This is a genomic window from uncultured Methylibium sp. (genome assembly GCF_902826655.1).
GTDB lineage: Bacteria > Pseudomonadota > Gammaproteobacteria > Burkholderiales > Burkholderiaceae_C > Methylibium.
Map to the genome: position 1 here is coordinate 1 of NZ_CADEFR010000114.1, position 4,421 is coordinate 4,421.

General features: G+C 75.4%; 6 protein-coding genes. 4 read left to right on the forward strand and 2 right to left on the reverse strand.

All coding sequences use genetic code 11. The annotated features are described in order from the left end of the window. The 4 genes from QZV97_RS20370 to QZV97_RS20385 form a co-directional block, all read left to right on the forward strand. Window positions 1-292, forward strand: a 292-nt coding sequence (locus QZV97_RS20370; protein WP_366558928.1) for an NAD(P)H-dependent glycerol-3-phosphate dehydrogenase, incomplete at its 5' end; no start/stop codon positions are given. Window positions 293-307: 15 nt separating this feature from the next. After that, window positions 308-709, forward strand: a complete 402-nt coding sequence (locus QZV97_RS20375) for a DUF488 family protein (protein ID WP_295647173.1) — start codon at window positions 308-310, stop codon at window positions 707-709. 29 nt (window positions 710-738) lie between these two features. Beyond that, window positions 739-1,434 carry a cytochrome c4 gene (locus tag QZV97_RS20380; protein ID WP_295647175.1) on the forward strand — a complete coding sequence of 232 codons (696 nt, stop codon included), beginning with the start codon at window positions 739-741 and terminating at the stop codon, window positions 1,432-1,434. Next, entirely contained in the window at window positions 1,431-2,702 is a 1,272-nt protein-coding gene (locus QZV97_RS20385) for a cytochrome c (protein ID WP_295647177.1), read from the forward strand. Before QZV97_RS20380 ends, QZV97_RS20385 begins: the two co-directional genes overlap by 4 nt. Before the next feature lie 19 nt (window positions 2,703-2,721). Here QZV97_RS20385 and QZV97_RS20390 read toward each other — a convergent pair whose 3' ends face one another. Continuing rightward, entirely contained in the window at window positions 2,722-3,318 is a 597-nt protein-coding gene (locus tag QZV97_RS20390) for a hypothetical protein (RefSeq protein WP_295647179.1), read from the reverse strand. 85 nt (window positions 3,319-3,403) lie between these two features. After that, on the reverse strand, window positions 3,404-4,255 hold the full coding sequence (locus QZV97_RS20395; RefSeq protein WP_295647181.1) for a class III extradiol ring-cleavage dioxygenase: 852 nt from the start codon (window positions 4,253-4,255) through the stop codon (window positions 3,404-3,406). Window positions 4,256-4,421 lie beyond the last annotated feature (166 nt).

A 4,421-nucleotide genomic window follows, 5' to 3' on the forward strand; every position in this document is an offset into this window, starting at 1 on the left:
GTCGGGCCTGGGTGACCTGGTGCTCACCGCCACCGGCGACCTGTCGCGCAACCGCCAGGTCGGTCTGCAGCTCGCGCGCGGCCTGGCGCTGCCCGAGGTGCTGCGCGCGCTGGGCCACGTGGCCGAGGGCGTCTACAGCGCCGCCACCGTGCTGGCGCGCGCCCGCGCGCTGGGCGTGGACATGCCGCTGACTGCCGCGGTCGTGGCCGTGCTCGACGGCCGGCTCACGCCGGCCTCGGCCGTCCAGAGGCTCATGCAGCGCGAAGCCAAGCCCGAGACCGGCCCGGCCTGATCGGACCGCGCAGCGATGACCGCGCGCATCGTGCGCCTCGGCGATCCCCGCGAGCCCGACGAAGGCCTGCGCCTGGGCAGCGTGCGCCGGCCGCCGCGCGGCGTGCCCAGGGCCGACATCGCCCGGCGCGACTTCTACGACCTGTGGCTGCCGCTGCTGTCACCGAGTGCCGAGCTCGTGAAGCAGGCCCAGGCCGCGCAGCAGCCCGGCAGCGCCCCCGGCGCCTGGGCTGCCTTCGCCCGGCGCTTTCGCGCCGAGCTGCGTGTCGCCGACGCGAGTCAGATGCTCGACCTGCTGGCCGCGCTGTCGCACCACACGAACTTCTCGCTGGGCTGCTACTGCGAGCACGAGGCGCGCTGCCACCGGTCGGTGCTGCGGGAGCTGCTGGTCGAACGAGGCGCGCGGGTCGCGGGCTGACGAGCGCGCGCGCCGGGCACACTGGCGCCATGCGACGACTCCTGATCCTGGCCGGCCTCGCGCTGGCAACGGCGGCCGCGGCCGCGCCGCGCGACGACATGGCGCAGCGCGTCAAGCCCTGCACCGTCTGCCACGGCCCCGAGGGCCGCGCCACCAACGACGGCTACTTCCCGCGCATCGCCGGCAAGCCGGCCGGCTATCTGCACCAGCAGCTGCTGGGTTTCCGCGACGGGCGCCGGCAGTACGGGCCGATGACGGCGCTGGTCGAGCACCTGTCCGACGACTACCTGCGCGAGATGGCCGACCACTTCGCGGCGCTGTCGTTGCCGTACCCGCCGCCGCAGCCCCCGCAGGCGGCGCCGGCGCAGCTGGAGCGCGGCCGCGCGCTGGCGCTGCAGGGCGACCCGGCGCGCGGGCTGCCGGCCTGCGCGCAGTGTCACGGCAGCGCGCTGACCGGCGTGGCCCCGGCCATCCCCGGCCTGCTGGGCCTGCCACGCGACTACCTCAACGGCCAGATCGGGCTGTGGCGCCTGGGTGACCGCCGGGCGCTGGCGCCGGACTGCATGGCCGACATCGTGAAGCGGCTCTCGCCCGAGGACATCGGCGCCGTTTCCGCGTGGCTCGCCGCGCAGGCCCTGCCGGCCGACACCCGGCCCGCCGCGGCGCTGCCTGCACCGCTGCCGCAGCCCTGCGGCAGCGTGGCGCGCCGAGGAGCCGCCGAATGAAGGCCCTGGCACGCATCGCGCTGATCCTGCTGGTGGCTGCCGGGCTGCTGGCCGCGCTGGTCGCCTGGCTCAACCTGCGCGGCGAGGAGCCGCCCGATGCCGCGGCGCTGGCGATCACGCCGGCGCTGGTCGAGCGCGGCGCCTACCTGGCGCGCGCCGGCAACTGCATCGGCTGCCACACCGCCCGCGGCGGCGTGCCCTATGCGGGCGGCCGCGCGATCGAGACGCCGTTCGGCAACGTCTACTCGTCCAACCTCACGCCCGACGCCACCGGCCTGGGCGGCTGGAGCGCGCACGAGTTCCGGCGCGCGCTGCGCCACGGTCGCTCGAAGGACGGACGCTTGCTGGTGCCGGCCTTTCCCTATCCCAACTACACCGAGCTCGCGCGCGACGATGCCGATGCGCTCTACGCCTACCTGCAGAGCCTGCCGCCGGTGGCGCAGGCGAATCGGCCGCACGGGCTGCGCTTTCCCTACGACACGCAGCTCGCGCTGGCGGTCTGGCGGGCGCTGTTCTTCGTGCCCGGCGCGCCACCGCCCGACGCGGGGCGCTCGCCCGAGTGGCAGCGCGGCGCCTACCTGGTGCGCGGCCTGGGCCACTGCACCGCCTGCCACACCCCGCGCAATGCACTCGGCGGCAGCCGCGCGGCGAGCGAGCTGGCCGGCGGCCTGATCCCCGTTCAGAACTGGTACGCGCCCTCGCTGCTGTCGCCCGACGAGGCCGGCGTCGCGCACTGGTCCGCCGACGAGGTGGTCGAGCTGCTGAAGACCGGCCGCAACGCGCGGGCCACGGTCAGCGGTCCGATGGCCGAGGTGGTGGCGCGCAGCACGCAGTACCTCGGCGATGCCGACCTGCGCGCGATGGCGGTCTTCCTGCAGTCGCTGCCGCAGACCACCGCGCGGCGTGCCGATGCCGCCCGGCCCGAGGCCGCGACGCTGCAGCAGGGCGCCGCGCTCTACGACCGGCATTGCAGCGACTGCCACGGCGCGGCCGGCGAAGGCGCGCCCGGCATCGCGCCGCCGCTGGCCGGCAACCGCACGGTGACGATGGACTCGCCGGTCAACCTGCTGCGCAGCATCCTGGCCGGCGGCTATGCACCGTCGACCGCCGGCAACCCGCGGCCGCACGGCATGCCGCCGTTCGCGCAGACGCTGGACGACCGCGAGATCGCGGCACTGGCCAGCTTGCTGCGCGCGTCCTGGGGCCATGCGGCCGAGCCGGTGACGGCCGTGCAGGCGCTGCAGGCGCGCCAGCGCAGCGCGCGCTGACGGCGGGGCCGCGAAGCGCTCAGCGGTGTGCGAGCGCCGCTTCCAGCTCCGCGAAGCTGCGCGACTTCAGGTCCTCGCCCAGCGCCGTGCCGAGCGCCTGGCCGACGCGACTGGCCGAGAACAGCCCGCGCAGCCGCCACTGGCCGTCGATGCGCTCGCCGACCAGCAGGTAGCCGCGCCCCTGGGACTGCAGCGTCGCGACGATGTCGCCGACGCGCGCCTTCGAGACGGCCGCCAGCTCGACCAGCGGCCAGTCGGCGATGGCGCTCATCACGTCGGCGACCTTCAGGTCATCGTGCGGCACACCGGCCGCGAGGGCGCGCAGCACCGGCCGCTCGCCCTGCAGGTCGCCGGCGGTGATCAGGCCCTGCACGCTGCCGATGCCCTCGGTCGCGTCGCCGACGAAGGCCATGCGCACGCCGGCGCGCAGCATCAGGCGCAACGTCTCGTCCAGGCCGTCGTTGGCCGGCACGATGACGCAGGGACCGCTGCGCAGGTCGGTGTAGACCTTCAGCGCCGCATCGGCCGGGCCGGCCGACAAGCGCTCGTGCGGGCGGGGCAGCGGCAGACCGGCCGTGCCGGCGGGGACGCAAGCCAGGACGTGGAACTCGCTCATGGACGCTCCTTGCGAGTGGAACCTGCTCGTCGGATCGCCGCGATCCGCGCGCGGTTCCGGTCGCCGCCGGCTTGCCAGCCTGCCGTCAGTGCCGCAGCGTCTCGGCCAGGCGCCCCGCGCCGCTGCCGAAGGCATAGGCATCCATCGCCAGGCAGCCGTAGGTGACGGCCTCGTGCAGCCGCAGCGCCGGGGCGTCCAGGCCGCCGGCGCCGGCGGCGATGTAGAAGGGCAGCCAGTGCTCGTCGGTCGGGTGCATCAGGGCCGCGTGCGGGGCCTGCGCGCGGTAGTCCAGCAGCGCCGCGCGGTCGCCGGCGGCCACGCGCGCCCGCACCCAGTCGCGGAAGGCACGGCTCTCGGGGATCTCGGCGTCGTCCTCGGCGCCGAGCTGATCGGGGCGACGACGACCGAAGACCAGCCGCAGGTTGTGCGTCAGGCTGCCCGAGCCGACGACCAGCACGCCCTCGTCGCGCAGCGGCGCCAGGGCCGCGCCGATCGCCCATTGCCGCGACGGGTCCTGCTGCGGTGCCAGCGCGATCGGCAGCACCGGGATCTCGGCGCCGGGCCAGGCGAAGCGCAGCACCGACCACATGCCGTGGTCCAGTCCGGCGTCGTCGCTGTGGTCGTGTGCGATGCCGGCGGCGTCGAACAGCGCGCCGACGCGCTGCGCCAGCGCCGGCGCGCCGGGCGGGCCGTACTGCAGCTCGTAGAGCGCCGGCGGGAAGCCGCCGAAGTCGTGCACCGCATGATGGGTCGCGCTGCCCAGCAGCACCGGCACACGCGCGGCGGTGTGCGGCGACACCACGACGATCGCGCGCGGCGCGCCGAAGGTCGACGCGAGCGCCGGCCCCAGGCGCTCGAAGAAGGGGCCGGTGGCGCCGGGCTCGAGCGCGAGCATCGGCGAGCCGTGCGAGACGAAGAGGGCGGGGAGGGTGTCCATGGGGACATTGCATCACCCGCCGCGCGGGGTGGGGTTCAGCGGGTTTGCATGCTGCGTTCAGGGTGCCCGCTGGCCGCGTGGCGACGCGCCGGGTCTCGCCCCGGCAGGCGAGTCACTTTCTTTGCTGGCTCAAAGAAAGTAACCAAAGAAAGAGCCCGAACGCCAG

Bases quoted from the DNA above. Each gene is read 5' to 3' on its own strand.
- QZV97_RS20375 (WP_295647173.1), top strand. From the start codon at position 308: ATGACCGCGCGCATCGTGCGCCTCGGCGATCCCCGCGAGCCCGACGAA.
- QZV97_RS20380 (WP_295647175.1), top strand. From the start codon at position 739: ATGCGACGACTCCTGATCCTGGCCGGCCTCGCGCTGGCAACGGCGGCC.
- QZV97_RS20385 (WP_295647177.1), top strand. From the start codon at position 1,431: ATGAAGGCCCTGGCACGCATCGCGCTGATCCTGCTGGTGGCTGCCGGG.
- QZV97_RS20390 (WP_295647179.1), bottom strand. From the start codon at position 3,318: ATGAGCGAGTTCCACGTCCTGGCTTGCGTCCCCGCCGGCACGGCCGGT.
- QZV97_RS20395 (WP_295647181.1), bottom strand. From the start codon at position 4,255: ATGGACACCCTCCCCGCCCTCTTCGTCTCGCACGGCTCGCCGATGCTC.